Raw genomic sequence first — 15,126 nt, 5'->3', positions numbered from 1 at the left:
CGAAGATGCCGGACGAACAGAAGCTTCTTGAGTACCTCAGGCGGGCGACCGCGGACCTCGGGCAGGCGCGCCAGCGACTGCGCGATGAGGAGGACGCCAGGCACGAGCCGATCGCGATCGTCTCGATGAGCTGCCGCTACCCCGGCGGCGCCAACAACCCCGAACAGCTGTGGGACATGGTCTCCTCCGGCACCGACGCCATCTCCGAATGGCCGGCCGACCGGGGCTGGGACACGGCCGCCCTCTACGACCCGGACCCGGACCGGCCGGGCACCTCCTACACCCGGCACGGCGGATTCCTGCACGAAGCGGGGGAGTTCGACGCCGCGTTCTTCGGCATGTCGCCGCGCGAGGCCCTCGCCACCGACCCGCAGCAGCGGCTGCTGCTGGAGACCTCCTGGGAGACGCTGGAACGCGCGGGTGTCGACCCGACGACGCTGAAGGGCACCGCGACCGGCGTTTTCGTCGGCGCCATGACGAACGGGTACGGCGACGGCTCCCGCGACCAGTCCGACGTCCAGGGCCTGCTCCACACCGGCACCGCAGGCAGCGTGATCTCCGGCCGGATCTCCTACACCCTGGGCCTTGAGGGCCCGGCGGTGACCGTGGACACCGCGTGCTCGTCCTCGCTGGTCGCCCTGCATCTCGCGATACGGGCGCTGCGCTCCGGCGAGTGCGACCTCGCCCTCGCGTGCGGTGTCACCGTCATGCCGCACCCCGACCCCTACGTCGCCTTCAGCCGCCAGCGCGCCCTGGCACCCGACGGCCGTTGCAAGGCCTTCGCGGCCGGGGCCGACGGCACCTCGTGGTCCGAGGGCGTCGGCGTGCTGCTGCTGGAGCGGATGTCGGACGCCCGTCGCAACGGCCACCAGGTGCTGGCGGTCGTGCGCGGCAGCGCGGTGAACCAGGACGGGGCGAGCAATGGGCTGACGGCGCCGAACGGTCCTTCGCAGCAGCGGGTGATCCGTGCGGCGCTGGCCGACGCCCGGCTGTTGCCCGGTGACGTGGACGCGGTGGAGGCGCACGGCACGGGGACCCGGCTGGGGGACCCGATCGAGGCGCAGGCGCTGCTGGCCACGTACGGCCAGGACCGGCCTGCGGAGCGGCCGCTGCTGCTCGGCTCGCTCAAGTCCAACATCGGGCACACCTCGGCGGCTGCCGGGGTGGGCGGTGTGATCAAGATGGTGGAGGCGTTGCGGCACGGGGTGCTGCCCCGGACGCTGCACGTGGACGAGCCGACGCCGCAGGTCGACTGGTCCTCGGGCGCGGTGGAGCTGCTGACCGACGAGCGGTCCTGGCCCGCCGATCCCGACCGCCCCCGCCGCGCCGCCGTGTCCGGGTTCGGTGTGAGCGGCACCAACGCCCACGTGATCCTGGAGGAGGCGCCCCAGTCGGAAGACCGCATTCTGGGGGAGGCGTCGTCCCCGTCGGAGGACCGCGCCCCCGCCGAAACCACGGAGCCTGAATCCCACGACCCGCTGCCGCTGGTGCCCTGGGTCCTCTCCGCCCGCAGCGAGGAGGCACTGACCGAGCGGGCGCGGCAGCTGCTCTCCCTCGTCGACTTCGTCGATGCGGACCCCGGCCTCGGCGTCGGCGCTGTCGCACGGGCGCTCGCAACCAGCCGGTCGCCGTTCGAGCACCGCGCCGTGGTGGTCGCGGGCGACCCGGACGGATTCCGTACGGGACTCAACGGACTGGTGACCGGGAGCGAGGCCGCCAACGTGGTCCGCGGTCTCGCGGGACCCGCCGGTCGCACCGTGTTCGTGTTCCCCGGGCAGGGATCCCAGTGGGCCGGCATGGCGCTCGGCCTGCTCGACTCCTCGCCGGTCTTCGCCGACCGCATGGCCGCATGCGAACGCGCCCTCGCCCCCCACGTGGACTGGTCGCTCGCCGCCGTCCTGCGCGGCGACCCCGGCACCCCGCCGCTGGAACGGGTCGACGTGGTCCAGCCCGCGCTGTGGGCCGTGATGGTCTCGCTGGCCGCGCTGTGGCGCTCGGCCGGAGTGGAGCCGGACGCCGTACTCGGTCACTCGCAGGGCGAGATCGCCGCCGCAGTTGTCGCGGGGGCGCTGTCCCTGGAGGACGGCGCCAAGGTCGTCGCCCTGCGCAGCCAGGCCCTGATCACCCTCGCGGGCCGGGGCGGAATGGCCTCGGTTCCACTGCCGCCGGAGGAGCTGACCGGCCGTCTTGAGCAGTGGGACGGCAGGCTCTCCGTCGCCGCCGCCAACGGCCCGGCCGCCACCGTGCTGGCGGGCGACACCGAGGCGATCGACGGCATCGTGGCCGAGCTGCAGGCCGAGGACATGCGAGCCCGCCGGATCCCGGTCGACTACGCCTCCCACTCCGCGCACGTCGAGGAGATCCGCGAGCGGCTCCTGGAGTGTCTCGCGGACATCGCGCCGACGACGGGCCGGGTGCCGTTCTTCTCCACCGTGGACCTGCGCTGGCAGCACTCCGACGCGCTCGACGCCGAGTACTGGTACCGCAACCTGCGACAGACGGTGCGGTTCGAGGAGGCCACCCGCACTCTGCTCGCCCAGGGATTCCGGTTCTTCGTCGAGTCCAGCGCCCACCCGGTGCTCACCGTGGGCATCAGCCAGACCGCCGAGGCCGAGGAGTCCGACGCCGTCGCCGTCGGCACCCTCCGCCGGGACCAGGGCGGTCTCGACCGCTTCCTGCTCTCCCTCGCCGAGGCCCACACCGGCGGACTCGCACCGGACTGGAACACCCTGTTCTCCGGGCACCCGGACGACGCCGTGGACCTGCCCACGTACCCCTTCCAACGACGCAGGTACTGGCTGGAACGGCCCCCGGCCGGTACGGAGCAAGCCGTCGGCGCCACCGACCCCGCGGACGCCGCCTTCTGGGAGAGTGTCGGCGGACAGGACCTCCCGGCGCTCACCACGACGCTCGGCGTCCGCCCCGAGGACCCGCTGACCGTCGTACTGCCCGCCCTCGCGGACTGGCGCAGGCGGCGTGACGAACGCGCGACCGTGGACTCCTGGCGCTACCGGATCGACTGGCGCCCCCTCGCCGACGCCACGCCGGGCCGCACCGCCGCCCTGACCGGCACCTGGCTGGTCGCGGTCACCGACGCCACGGACGGCGACCCGGCGCAGGACGCCACCCTCCAGGCGCTCCGCGAGGCCGGAGCCGTCCCCGTACCGGTCGTTCTGACCGAAGCCGACACCGACAGGGCGGCGCTGACCGCCCGGCTGTCCGAGGCGGCAGGCCAGGCCGGCCCGGTCTCCGGCGTCCTCTCGCTGCTCGCCCTGGACGAGCGGCCCCATCCGGGCCACCCTCACCTCCCCCTCGGCACCGCGCTCACCCTGACCCTCGTGCAGGCACTCGGCGACAGCGCCGTCACCGCCCCGCTCTGGTGCGCCACCCGGGGAGCGGTCACGGCGGGCCGCGACGACGCGGTGACCAGCCCCGGACAGCACCTGGTCTGGGGCCTCGGCCGGTGCGCCGCGCTGGAGCACCCGCAGCGCTGGGGCGGTCTGGTCGACCTGCCCGACACGCTCGACGAGCGGGCCGCCGCCCGGCTGTGCCGCGCCCTGGCAGGCCGGGACGGCGAAGACCAGATCGCCGTACGCCACTCCGGCGCGTACGGCAGGCGGCTGGTCCGCGCCCGGCCCGCCGACACCGCCCGCACGGACGCCTGGCAGCCGCGCGGCACTGTACTGGTCACCGGCGGCACCGGCGGCGTAGGCGCGCACCTCGCTCGCCGGCTGGCCGAGGGCGGCGCCGAACACCTCGTCCTGGTCGGCCGCCGGGGCGCCGACGCACCCGGCGCGGCCGACCTGGCCGCCGAACTGACCGCGCTCGGTACCAAGGTCACCGTCGCCGCCTGCGACGTCGCCGACCGGGACCGGCTCACCGAACTGGTGGCCGGGCTCGAACAGGACGGCTCCCGGATCGGGACCGTCATCCACGCCGCCGGCACCGGCCTGCTCGTGCCGCTGTCCGACACCGACCCCGACGAGTTCGCCGACATCCTCTACGCCAAGGTCGCCGGTGCCGCCAACCTCGACGCCGTCTTCGACCGGGACGACCTGGACTCCTTCGTCCTGTTCTCCTCCATCTCCGGCGTCTGGGGCAGCGCCGACCACGGCGCCTACGCCTCCGCCAACGCCTACCTCGACGCACTCGCCGACCGGCGCAGGGCCCGGGGCCGCACCGCCACCTCCGTCGTGTGGGGCATCTGGGACCCCGAGGGCGGCGCGGGCATGGCCGCCAACCTCGTCGAGGAGCAGCTGCGCAGCCGCGGCATCCCCTTCATGGCCCCCCAGGTCGCACTGTCCGGCCTCCAGCAGGTCCTCACCGACGACGAGACCGTCGTCCTTGTCACCGCCGTCGACTGGGACCGCTTCGCGCCTGTGTTCACCTCGGCCCGGCCCAGCCCGCTCATCGGTGACCTGCCCGAGGTCCGCCGCGCACTCGCCGAGGAGACCGCCCCCAGCCAGGACGGCGACGACACCGCCTCCTCGCTGCGCGACCGGATCGCGGACCTGCCCCCGGCGGACCGCGACCGCCTGCTCACCGACCTCGTACGCGGCCACGCGGCCGGCGTACTCGGCCACGGTTCCGCCGACGCCATCGCCCCCGAACGGGCCTTCCGCGAGCTGGGCTTCGACTCGCTGACCGCCGTGGAGATGCGCAACCGGCTCAACGCGGCCACCGGCCTGCGGCTCCCGCTCACCGTCCTGTTCGACTACGCCTCGGCCACCGCGCTCGCCCGGCATCTGCGCGAGGAACTCCTCGGCCCCGACACCGCCGCCCCGGCCCTGCCGGCCGTCCCCGCCCAGGTGCGCGCCGATGCCGACGACCCGATCGCCATCGTCGCGATGAGCTGCCGCTACCCCGGCGACGTACGGACCCCGGAGGACCTCTGGCGGCTCGTCGCCGAGGGCCGGGACGTCATCTCCGGACTGCCCGCCGACCGCGGCTGGGACCTGGACGGCCTGTACGACACCGACCCCGACCGGCCCGGCACCACCTACAGCGCCGAAGGCGGATTCCTCTACGACGCCGGGCAGTTCGACCCCGCCTTCTTCGGCATCTCGCCGCGTGAGGCGCTGGCCATGGACCCGCAGCAGCGGCTGCTCCTTGAGACCTCCTGGGAGGCTCTGGAGCGGGCCGGCATCGATCCCGCCTCCCTGCGCGGCGGCCAGGTCGGCGTGTTCGCCGGTGCCGCCTACCAGGGCTACGGCGGTCTGAGCGACGTACCCGAGGAGGTGGAGGGCCACCTCATCGCCGGCATCTCCACCAGCATCCTGTCCGGCCGCATCGCCTACACCCTCGGCCTCGAAGGCCCGGCCGTCACCGTCGACACGGCTTGCTCGTCCTCGCTGGTCGCCGTGCACCTGGCGGCCCAGGCCCTGCGCTCCGGCGAGTGCTCCCTGGCGCTCGCGGGCGGCACGACCGTGATGGGCACCCCGCTGTCCTTCACCGGATTCAGCAGGCAGCGCGGCCTCGCCGCCGACGGCCGCTGCAAGTCCTTCTCCGCAGGCGCCGACGGCTTCGGCATGGCCGAGGGGGTCGGACTGCTGCTGCTGGAGCGGTTGTCGGACGCCCGCCGCAACGGCCACCCCGTGCTGGCCCTCGTACGGGGCTCGGCGGTCAACCAGGACGGCGCCAGCAACGGCCTGACCGCACCCAGCGGCCTGGCACAGCAGCGGGTCATCCGCAGCGCGCTCGCCGGCGCGGGTGTGCCGTCTGCCGAGGTGGACGTCGTGGAGGCGCACGGTACGGGGACCCGGCTGGGGGACCCGATCGAGGCGCAGGCGCTGCTGGCGACGTACGGTCAGGACCGGCCCGCCGACCGGCCGTTGCTGCTCGGCTCGCTCAAGTCCAACATCGGGCACAGCCAGGCCGCCGCGGGCGTCGCCGGGATCATCAAGATGGTCCAGGCGATGCGCCACGAAGTACTGCCCCGCACCCTGCACGCCGAGGAGCCGACACCCAACGTCGACTGGTCGGCGGGCGCCGTGAAACTCCTGACGGAACGCAGGCCGTGGACCCGCAACGGCCACCCGCGCCGCGCCGGAGTCTCCTCCTTCGGGCTCAGCGGCACCAACGCCCACGTGATCATCGAGCAGGCCCCGGAGCAGTCGTACGACGAAGAAGCCGGAGCGGTGCCGCAGGACGCGGAGCGCGGCCGGGCACCCGAGGGGAGCGCGCTCGGGGCGGCCGTCCCGTGGCTGCTCTCCGCCCGGACCCCGGAGGCGCTGCGCGAGCAGGCCGCGCGACTGCACGCCCAGCTGACGGACCGTCCGGAGCTGCGGCCCGTCGACGTCGGCCACACGCTGGCCACCACCAGGTCCGCGTTCGAACACCGCGCCGTCGTCGTCGGCACCGACCGTGACAGCCTGCTGACCGGCCTCGCCGCACTCGCCGCCGGGCAGCAGGACCCCGCCGTCGTCCACGGCACCGCGGCCACTTTGGGCCGTACCGCCTTCGTCTTCCCCGGCCAGGGGACGCAGTGGACGGGCATGGCGGTGGGGCTGCTGGACTCCGCCCCGGTCTTCGCGGAGCGGATCGCGGAGTGCGAGCGTGCCCTGTCGCCGTACGTGGACTGGTCGTTGACGGGCGTGCTGCGCGATGAGCCCGACGCGCCTTCGCTGGACCGGGTCGACGTGGTCCAGCCGGTGCTGTTCTCCGTGATGGTGTCGCTGGCCGCGCTGTGGCGGTCGTACGGCGTCGAGCCGTCGGCCGTCGTCGGGCACAGTCAGGGTGAGATCGCCGCCGCTGTGGTGGCCGGGGCGCTGTCCCTGGAGGACGGTGCCAAGGTCGTCGCGCTGCGCAGCAGGATCCTGACCGCGCTGGTCGACCGGGGCGCGATGCTCTTCGTCGCCCTGCCCGACGAGGAGGTACGCGAGCGGCTGGCGCCCTGGGGCGACCGCCTGTCGGTCGCCGCCGTCAACGGGCCCGCCTCCGTGACCGTCTCCGGTGACCCGGAGGCCCTCGAAGAGTTCGGCGAGCGGCTGTCCGAGGACGGCGTCATGCGGTGGATGATCCCGGGCGTGACCTTCGCCGGGCACTCGCCCCAGGTGGACGAGTTGCGCCAGGAACTGCTGGACGCGCTCGCCGGGGTGACACCGCGCCGGACCGACATCGCCTTCTACTCCACCGTGACCGGGGGCGCCCTCGACACCACGGCCCTGGACACCGAGTACTGGTACCGCAACCTCCGCGAGCCCGTGGAGTTCCACCGGACCGTCGCCGCGCTGATCGACGCCGGTCACGACACCTTCGTCGAGGCCAGCCCGCATCCCGTGCTGAACGTCTGGCTCGAGAAGAGCCTGGAGGCGGCGGACGTCGCCGGACGCGTCACCGGCACCCTGCACACGGATGACGGCGGCCCCGACCGGTTCCTGGCCGCCCTGTCCGGGCCGCACGTCCACGGTGTCCCGGTGGACTGGCGGGCTGTGTTCGCGGGCACCGACGCCCGCACCGTCGAACTGCCCACCTACGCCTTCCAGCGGCAGCGGTATTGGCTGGAGCCCAGCGCCGCGCCCGCCGACGGCACCGCCGTCCAGGCCGGTGCGCAGCCGGCCGACACGGCCTTCTGGGACGCCGTCGAACGGAACGACCTCCCCGCCGTCGCCGCCGCGTTGAACCTGCCGGACGAGGACGAGACGGCTCGGGCCTCCCTGGGCGGCGTGCTTCCCGCGCTCGCCGACTGGCAGCGCGGCCGCCGAGGCCGCACCACCATCGACGGCTGGCGCTACCGCGTCACCTTCAAGCCCCTGCACCTCGCCCCCGGCACACCCGCCCTCACCGGCACCTGGTGGGTCGTCGTACCGGCCGGCGCGGCCACCCTCCCGGTGGTGACGGGTGCCCTGCGGGCCCTTGAGCGGCACGGCGCCTCCGCCGTACCCGTCGAGATCGGTACCGCTGACGCCGACCGGGCCGAACTCGCCGCCCGGCTGGGCGCCTTGGCCGCCCCGGACGGCGGCGTGCTCTCGCTGCTCGCCCTCGCCGAGGAGCCGTACGCCGACGGGTCCGCGCTGCCGGCCGGACTCGCCCTCACCACCACCCTGCTCCAGGCACTCGGCGACGCCGGGATCAACGCCCCGCTGTGGTCCGCGACCAGCGGCGCGGTGTCCGTCGGACGCTCCGACGCCCTCACCGCTCCGGCCCAGGCGACGGTGTGGGGGCTCGGCGCCGTGGCGGGCGTGGAGTACCCGGAGCGGTGGGCCGGACTGATCGACCTGCCGTCCGACCTGGACGACCGCTCCGGCGGCCGACTGGCTGCCGTACTGGCGGGCCTCGACGGCGAGGACCAGATCGCGATCCGGCCCTCGGGGGTCTACGGCCGCAGGCTCGTCCGGGCCCTGCCGGTCGAGGAGACGACAGAGGTCGCCTGGAAACCCAGCGGCACCGTACTGATCACCGGCGGCACCGGCGCCCTCGGCGCCCACGTCGCACGCCGGCTCGCCCGCTCCGGCGCCCGGCACCTGCTGCTCACCGGCCGCCGAGGCCCTGACACACCCGGCGCCGCGGAACTGGTCGCCGAACTCGCAGACCTCGGCGCCCACACGGAGGTCGCCGCCTGTGACGCCGCCGACCGGGACGCGCTCGCCGCCCTGCTCGCCGGCATCCCCGAGGACCGCCCTCTGCGCGCCGTCGTGCACGCCGCCGGTGTCCTGGACGACGGTGTCCTCGACGCCCTCACCCCCGAACGGGCCGCCGCGGTCCTGCGCCCCAAGATGGACGCCGCCCTCAACCTGGACGCCCTCACCCGCGACCTGGACCTGACCGCGTTCGTCCTGTTCTCCTCGCTCGCCGGCACCCTCGGCGGCACCGGACAGGGCAGCTACGCCGCGGCCAACGCGTTCCTGGACGCCCTCGCCGAGCAGCGACGCTCACTCGGCCTTCCGGCCACCTCCGTGGCCTGGGGCCTGTGGGCGGGCGACAGCGCCGCCAACTCCGCCCGGGAACGGCTGGTACGCAACGGCCTCCCGCCGATGGACCCGGAAGTGGCGGTCATCGCCCTCGAACAGGCCGTGGACCGGGCCGAGACCAGGCTGGTGCTCTGCGACTTCGCCTGGGACCGGTTCGCACCCGCCTACACCGCACTGCGGCCCAGCGCGGCCCTGCGCGAACTGCCCGAGGCCCGCGACATCCTGGCCGCCGCGGGCGCCGACCGGCAGGACCCGGAAGCGGACTCCTTCGCCGGACGCCTCGCGGCACTGTCCGCGCAGGAGCGGCAGGAGGAACTGACCCGCCTGGTCCGTACCGAGGTCGCTGCCGTCCTCGGCTACCCCGACCCCGCCGACATCGACCCCGACCGGGTCTTCAAGGACCTCGGCTTCGACTCGCTCACCGCCGTCGACCTGCGCAACCGGCTCTCCGAGGTCACCGGGCTGCGCCTGTCGGTGACCCTGGTCTTCGACCACCCCACCGTCACGGCCCTGGTGGACCACGTACGGTCCGAACTGGGCGGTACGGCACCAGTACTGGTATCGACGGTGACCGCCGCCCCGGCCGCCCCCGCCACCGTGGACGACGACGCCATCGCCGTCGTCGCGATGAGCTGCCGCTACCCAGGCGGCGTCACGACCCCGGAGGACCTGTGGCGGCTGGTGACGTCGGGCTCCGACGCCATCACCGAGTTCCCCACCGGCCGTGGCTGGGACCTCGACGAGCTGTACGACCCCGACCCGGAGAAGGCCGGCCGGACGTACGCCCGCGAGGGCGGCTTCCTGCACGACGCGGACCACTTCGACCCGGCGTTCTTCGGGATCTCCCCGCGTGAGGCGCTGGCGATCGACCCGCAGCAGCGGCTGCTGCTGGAGATCTCCTGGGAGGCGTTCGAACGGGCCGGCATCGACCCGGCGACGCTGAAGGGCAGCCGGGCCGGGGTCTTCGTGGGCTCCAGCTACCGCGACTACGGCTCCCGCGTCCAGCAGCCCTCCGAGGAGATCGAGGGCTACCTCGGCATCGGCAGCGCGGGCAGCGTCGCCTCCGGCCGGATCGCCTACACCTTCGGGCTGGAGGGCCCGGCGGTCACCGTCGACACGGCCTGCTCGTCCTCGCTGGTCGCCGTGCACCTGGCGGCCCAGGCGCTGCGCGGTGGTGAGTGCTCGCTCGCCCTGGCAGGCGGTGTCACGGTGATGTCCACCCCCGGCGCGTTCATCGAGTTCAGCAGGCAGCGCGGCCTCGCCGCCGACGGCCGCTGCAAGCCCTTCGCGGCGGCGGCCGACGGTACCGCCTGGGCCGAGGGCGCCGGAATGGTCGTACTGGAGCGGCTGTCGGACGCCCGGCGCAACGGCCACCCGGTGCTGGCCCTGGTCCGGGGCTCGGCGGTCAACCAGGACGGTGCCAGCAACGGGCTCACCGCGCCCAACGGCCCTTCCCAACAGCGCGTCATCCGCCAGGCCCTCGCGTCCGCGGGGCTGAGCAGCGCCGAGGTCGACGCGGTGGAGGCGCACGGCACCGGCACGAAACTCGGCGACCCCATTGAGGCGCAGGCGCTGCTGGCCACGTACGGGCAGGACCGGCCTGCGGAACGGCCGCTGCTGCTCGGCTCTCTCAAGTCCAACATCGGGCACGCGCAGGCCGCCGCCGGTATCGTGGGCCTGCAGAAGATGGTGCTGGCCATGCGGCACGGAGTCCTGCCGCGGACCCTCCACGTCGACGCGCCGACCCCGTTCGTCGACTGGTCGGCGGGTGCCGTGTCGCTGCTCACCGAAGACACCCCGTGGCCGGACAACGGCCATCCGCGCCGGGCCGCGATCTCGTCCTTCGGCGTCAGCGGCACCAACGCGCACACGATCCTGGAACACGTTCCGGACGAGTACGCACCGGACGGTGTGGTGGAGCCGGAGAGCGCCGACGAGCGTCCCGCCGAGGCCGGTGGGGGCGACGAAGGTGACGGGGTTGTCCTGCCGTGGCTGCTGTCGGCCCGGAGCCGGGTCGCCCTGCGGGCCCAGGCCCAGCGACTGCTGGAACACGTTGACGCCCGTCCCGGCCTGCGTCCCGCCGACATCGCGCACACGCTGGCCACCGGCCGCAGTGCCTTCGAGTACCGGGGCGCCGTCGTGGGCGACAGCCGCGAGGCGCTGACCCGCGGCCTGAAGGCGCTCGCCACCGCCGGGAACGCGCCTGGCGTGACACAGGGCACGGCCGTGGCCGGCAAGACCGCGTTCGTCTTCACCGGGCAGGGCAGCCAGCGTGCCGGAATGGGCGCCGAGCTGTACACCCGCCACCCCGTCTTCGCGGACGCCTTCGACGAGATCTGTGCCGAACTGGACCCGCTGCTGGACCGGCCGCTGCGCGAGGTGGTCTTCGCCCCCGCAGGTTCGGACGCGGCGGCCCTGCTGGACCGCACGGAGTACACGCAACCGGCCCTCTTCGCGGTGGAGGTCGCCCTCTTCCGCCTGGTCGAGCACTGGGGCGTGGTGCCGGACCTGCTGCTCGGGCACTCGATCGGCGAGCTGGCGGCCGCGCACGTGGCCGGGGTGCTGTCGGCACCCGACGCCGCCAAGCTGGTCGCGGCCCGGGGCCGGCTGATGCAGGCACTGCCCGAGGGCGGCGCCATGGTCGCTTTGACCGCCTCCGAGGAGGACGTCGCAGCGCTGCTGGCCCCATCCGAGGGCCGGGTCGCGGTGGCCGCCGTCAACGGCCCGGCCTCCGTCGTCGTCTCCGGCGACGAGGATGCCGTCCTGGACATCGCTGAGCAGTGGCGCGGCCGCGGCGGCAAGGCCCGGCGGCTCACGGTCAGCCACGCGTTCCACTCGCCGCACATGGACGGCATGCTCGACGAGTTCCGGCGGGTCGCCGAGAGCCTGGAGTTCCAGGCGCCGCGCATTCCGCTGGTCTCCGACGTCACCGGCGAACTGGCCACCCCCGAGCAGCTGGGGTCGTCCGAGTACTGGGTGCGGCACGTCCGTGAGGCGGTGCGCTTCCACGACGGCATGCGGCGGCTCGCCGCCGAAGGCGCCGTGACATATCTCGAACTCGGCCCCGACGGCTCGCTCACCGCCATGGGACGCGACTGCCTCGCCGACGACAGCCCCTCCGGGTTCGAGGACCCGGCGGACCCGTCCGCCGCAGGCGCCCTGGTGCCGCTGCTGCGCAAGGACCGGCCGGAAACCCGTGCCGTGACCGATGCCCTCGCCCACCTCCACGTCCGGGGCACGGCTGTGGACTGGCCCGCGGTCCTGGAAGCCAATGCCACCGCCACCGCCACCGCCACCGGCACGGCCCGGCGGGTCGACCTGCCTACCTACGCCTTCCAGCGCGAGCGCTACTGGCTGGAGGCCACCGCACCGGCCGGCGGCATGGCCGCCGCCGGGCTCCTCCCGGCCGACCACCCGCTGCTGGGCGCCGCCGTCCCGCTCGCCGACACGGACGGGGTCCTGTTCACCAGCAGGCTCTCGGTGCGCACCCACCCGTGGCTGGCCGACCACGGTGTCTACGGCACCGCCCTCCTCCCGGCCACCGCCCTGCTGGAACTGGCGGTCCGGGCGGGCGACCAGGTCGGCTGCGGCCAGGTCGAGGAACTCACCCTGGAGGCCCCGCTGGTGATCCCCGCCCGGGGCGCGGTGGTGCTGCAACTCTCCGTCGGTGCCCCGGACGCCTCGGGCGCCCGGCCGGTCAGCGTCCACACCCGGGCCGAGGACACGTCGTCCGCCGACTTGCCGTGGACGTGCCACGCCCGGGGGCTGCTGGTTCCCGTCGCCGAGGAGGCGGAACCGCGCGAGTCCGTGGTCTGGCCGCCGGCGGGTGCGGTTCCGGTGGAACTGGACGGGTTGTACGAGCGGTTCGCGGAGGGCGGCTTCGGATACGGGCCCGCGTTCCAGGGGCTGCGCGAGGTGTGGCGGCTCGGAGAGGAGGTGTACGCGGAGGCGAGCCTGCCGTCCGAGCAGCAGGCCGATGCCGCGCGGTTCGGGCTGCATCCCGCCCTCCTCGACAGCGCCCTGCACTCGCTGATCTTCGGCGTGCTCGAAGGCACCACCCAGGGGTGGCTGCCGTTCTCCTGGAACGGCATACAGCTGCACGCCTCCGGCTCCCGCGCCCTGCGGATCCGGCTGACCCCCGTGGGGAACAACGCCGTCTCCGTCCAGGCCACCGACACCGCCGGACAACCGGTCGCCTCCATCCGGTCCCTGGTGCTCCGCCCGGTCTCCCCGGACCAGGTACGCGGCGCCCGGACCGCACACCACGACGACCTCTACCGCGTCGAATGGCCCGCGCTGCCCCAGCCGGCCGCCGCCGGCCCCGACGGATGGGCCGTCATCGGCACCGAGGCACCCGGCTGGGCGGCCCACGGCATCACCCGCTCCGCCACCGACCTCGGCGCGCTGTCCCAACAGGTCGCCGACGGGGCCGCCCCGCCTGCGGTCGTCCTCGCCCACGTCCCCGCCGCACCGGCCGGGCAGGGCCGGGCCGATGCCGTACGGCAGGTCACCGGCCGCACGCTCGCCCTCGTACGGGACTGGCTGGCCGACGACACATTCGCCGACGCCAAGCTGGTGCTCGTCACCCGGGACGCCGTACCGGTGAGCGCCGACGGCGACGCGCCGGACCTGACGCACGCTGCCGTGTGGGGGCTGGTGCGCTCCGCGCAGACCGAGAACCCGGGCCGTTTCGTCCTCGCCGACCTCGACGAAGCCGAGTCCTCCCGGGACGGTCTCGCCGCCGCCGTCGCCACCGGCGAACCCCAACTCGCGCTGCGCGACGGCCGTGCGCACATCGCCCGGCTGGCCCGGGTACCCGCCGCCGAGCAGCCTGAGACACCCGACTGGGGACGCCCCGGCACGGTCCTGATCACCGGCGGCACCGGCGCCATCGGCTCCGTGCTCGCCCGTCATCTGGCGGCCGAGCACGGGGTGAAGCGCATGCTGCTCACCAGCCGCCGGGGGCCCGTCGCCGAGGGCGCCGTCGACCTGGTCGTCGACCTCGCCGCGCTCGGCGCCCATGCGGAGGTCGTGGCCTGCGACGCCGCCGACCGGGACGCGCTGGCCCGACTGCTCGACTCGCTGCCCGAGGCCCACCCGCTGACCGCCGTGGTGCACGCCGCGGGAACGATCGCAGACGGCGTCGTCGACACGATGACGCCGGCCCAGTTGGACACCGCCCTGCGGCCCAAGGTCGACGCCGCCTGGAACCTCCACGAGCTGACCGAGGGCATGGATCTGTCCGCGTTCGTCGTCTTCTCCTCCATCGCCGGAATCCTCGGAGGCATGGGACAGGGCAACTACGCGGCCGCCAACTCCTTCCTGGACGCGCTGGCCCACCACCGTCGGACGCGCGGCCTGCCCGCCGCGTCGCTCGCCTGGGGCCTGTGGGCCAACAAGGGCGGCATGAGCGGAGGCCTCGACGAGGCCGACTTCCGGCGCATCGCCCGCGGCGGCATCGTCGCCTTCTCCCCGGACGAGGGCGCGGCCCTGTTCGACACGGCCAACGCCACCGGCGAGCCCGTCGTCCTGCCCCTGCGGCTGGACACGACGGCCCTGGCCGCCCAGACCGGCATCGGTGGCGTTCCGGCTCTGCTGCGCGGACTCGTACGCCCGCCCGCGCGCCGTAGCGCGGCGGTCGGCGAGGCGGCCCCGGACGCGGCCGACACGCTCAGGCGCACCCTGGCCGGACAGCCCCAGCACCGGCGCGAACGCACCCTGCTGGACCTGGTGCGCGGGCACGCCGCCACCGTGCTCGGCTTCCCCGGCCCCGCGTCGGTGGATGCCGAACGCGGGCTGCTGGAACTCGGCTTCGACTCGCTCACCGCCGTCGAACTGCGCAACCGGCTCGGCGCCGCCACCGGACTGCGGTTGCCCGCCACCCTGCTCTTCGACCACCCCACATCCGGTGCCATCGCCCGCCAGTTGGCCGTCGAACTCGCCCCCGAGGGCACCGACCCCGACCCCGCGTCCGCCGACACCACCGGCCTGGCCGAACTCGGCCTGCTGGAAGGCGCCCTCGACAGCGGCACGGCCGGACCGGAGCTGCTCAACCGGCTCCAAGACCTGATCAGCAGGCTGCGCCCGGGAACCGGTGACGCGGCGCAAGACCGCCTGCAGGAGCGGATGGACACGGCCAGCGACGACGAGCTCTTCGAGTTCATCGACAACGAACTCGGCATGTCGTGAACCCCACGCCCACATCCGCCGAGCGGCG

General features: G+C 74.4%; 1 protein-coding gene. It reads left to right on the top strand.

Features of this window, described 5'->3' with window-relative positions; all coding sequences use genetic code 11:
* Positions 1-5 precede the first annotated feature (5 nt).
* Complete coding sequence (locus tag ACWD3C_RS26785) at positions 6-15,098, top strand: type I polyketide synthase (RefSeq protein WP_451148154.1); 15,093 nt, start codon at positions 6-8, stop codon at positions 15,096-15,098.
* The last annotated feature ends 28 nt before the right edge of the window (positions 15,099-15,126 follow it).

The organism is Streptomyces sp. NPDC002845 (assembly GCF_053591955.1).
The sequence above is the reverse complement of the archived record's forward strand: the minus strand, read 5'-3'. Positions and strand labels throughout refer to the sequence as shown.

What these genes read in the sequence shown, in the direction of transcription:
- ACWD3C_RS26785 (WP_451148154.1), top strand. Translation starts at nt 6, where the DNA reads ATGCCGGACGAACAGAAGCTTCTTGAGTACCTCAGGCGGGCGACCGCG.